Below are 2,087 nucleotides of genomic sequence, written 5' to 3'. Positions count from 1 at the left end.
AGAAGTAGAAAGAAAAGAATGGCAAACCAGTAGAAAACAATGGCAGAGCACTCGTAAAGAAAGAGAAAAAGCACAGCGCCTCCAGGAGTTAAAAGATAAGATCAGACTGGAAGAAGAGGAAAAAGGAAAGCGTATTCTCAATCACCTTGAGAGATAATCTGTCATCAATGGTTTGAGTTTACTTTATTTTTCAAACATGCATAAATGAAGAGATGATAATGACGCAGCGATCTCGATGAATCCACAACGCAAAAACACTTTGATCATTTATGGGGCAAGTTATTTTTGGTCGCTCACAACGTTGATGGTGATGTCAACCTTAACGATCTATCATGAGCATGTCTTGGGGATTTCAAAAATGCATTTGGGATCGATTCAGGCTTATGCCGTGCTCAGCATGTATGGCACAAAAATGATTTCAGGCATTCTCATTGATATATTTAAAAATTATAAAATGGTGCTTATTTTTGGCTCGATCTTATCGATGATCGCAAGACCAATGTTTGCTTTTGTAAGTGGGCCTTTTAGTATATTTTTGTTGCGTTCATTTGAGCGCCTCACAAAAGGCGTGAGAGCGGGGCCAGCCGACGCATTTTTAACGATTAATCAGCAACAAGAAAACATTGGTCAAGCCGTTGCATATAAACAAGTCTCGTATACTTTAGGGGCAATGTCAGGCGCGCTCACGGCGTCTGTTTTTTTGTATTTTTACCCTGATCATTTTGCGATGCTTTATAAACTGAGTATCATTCCTGGTTTACTCGCAACGATTTTATTATTTTATATCGAGCCGATTCCTTTCACGGAAAAAAAATCCACCAATCGTTTTCAATGGGAACAAATCAAAAACTTTCCAGGCGTTTTATATTTCATGTATTTCCTAGCGTTTGCCGTAACGGCGGCGCGTTTTGGTGAAAATTTCGTCGGGCATCGTTTTTACGAATATGGCGCACCAACCCCCTTTTTGCCTTTGGTTTATATTATTTATGATTTGCCGTGGTGTCTGATTTCATTTTTCTTAGCAAAGCGCTTGGATCAACATGATTTCAAAAAAACATTGCTGTTTGGTTTGGTATTTCTATTTTCAGCGAATATATTATTATTATCATCAAATCATTTGATAGGTTTAATCGCAGGGACAATTTGCGCTGGTGTTTATGCGGCAACTGTACAAGGTATATTGACAACGGCTATTGCTAAGATGACGCAAAAAGATGTGCGCGGGACAGCATTTGCGATTTATTATGTGGTGGTAGGACTCGGCTTTTTCACATCGTTTAAATTGACGGGATATTTTGCGCATGCTTTTAATACATGGCGTATGGGCTTTTTCGGCCAAACGATTATTTCATTTTTATTGATTCTTTTGGTGTTATTATTGCCGAAGAGATTTTTTAAGGATTAGGATTTAAATTTAATTAACTTATTTAACAAAGAAGTTTCAGTTTAAGAAGGATGCACTCTTGTGCTGGGGCAAAATCGATCTCGTCGAACGCGATTGCAACATATAATAGAGACTTTCTGATTTTTGTCAGGTAGGTTAAAAATTTAACAAGAACGTTGCCAAACAACGTTCGTCAGTCCACCGGTTATAATCCCTGCAAGCACAAATAAAATCCACGATAAAACAATGGTTGAGAAAAATAACGTTAAGATTAGTGTGCCAAGCCCGAACGCCAAGGCAACGTAAAGAAAATATTTTACAATCATGTTTTGCAAAAAACATTCCGCAATGATGACGCCTAACCCTGCGCTGATAAAAGCGATGAGTAATTTGAGATACATCATGAATATAAAATATGTTCTATATCAATATTATTGTATATTTATATTTTACTTTAATCAATTGTTTGATGTGAGTGCGATTCATCTCTCAATATCGTCGTCTCGCGTTCTTCACTTCGTCTTCTCACTCTTCCAACATCGTTTTCCCGAGCAACGATTCGATCTGGGAGATCGATCGTGAGGGATCCACAAAACGCTGTAATGGATTCTCACGTCGTTTCGCTCCTCAGGATGACGAGGAAGGGATTACTTTATTTCATTCGCAATGACAAGAAAAGGAGAACCTTCGGCTTGTGATGACT

The 2,087-nt window shown here is 38.2% G+C and carries 2 protein-coding genes; one reads left to right on the top strand and one right to left on the bottom strand.

Annotated features, from left to right (window positions below; genetic code table 11):
• Nucleotides 1–235 precede the first annotated feature (235 nt).
• Nucleotides 236–1,405, top strand: a complete 1,170-nt coding sequence (locus JOZ06_RS09365; protein ID WP_293231733.1) for an MFS transporter — start codon at nt 236–238, stop codon at nt 1,403–1,405.
• Between the two features lie 143 nt (nt 1,406–1,548).
• Here JOZ06_RS09365 and JOZ06_RS09360 read toward each other — a convergent pair whose 3' ends face one another.
• Nucleotides 1,549–1,788: a hypothetical protein gene (locus JOZ06_RS09360; RefSeq protein WP_293231731.1), complete on the bottom strand. Its 240-nt coding sequence runs from the start codon at nt 1,786–1,788 to the stop codon at nt 1,549–1,551.
• Between the last annotated feature and the right edge of the window lie 299 nt (nt 1,789–2,087).

It is taken from the genome of Paludibacterium sp. (assembly GCF_019232825.1).
In the GTDB taxonomy this organism is placed as follows: Bacteria; Pseudomonadota; Gammaproteobacteria; order Burkholderiales; family Chromobacteriaceae; genus Paludibacterium.
The sequence above is the reverse complement of the archived record's forward strand: the minus strand, read 5'-3'. Positions and strand labels throughout refer to the sequence as shown.

What these genes read in the sequence shown, in the direction of transcription:
- JOZ06_RS09365 (WP_293231733.1), top strand. Translation starts at nt 236, where the DNA reads ATGAATCCACAACGCAAAAACACTTTGATCATTTATGGGGCAAGTTAT.
- JOZ06_RS09360 (WP_293231731.1), bottom strand. Translation starts at nt 1,788, where the DNA reads ATGATGTATCTCAAATTACTCATCGCTTTTATCAGCGCAGGGTTAGGC.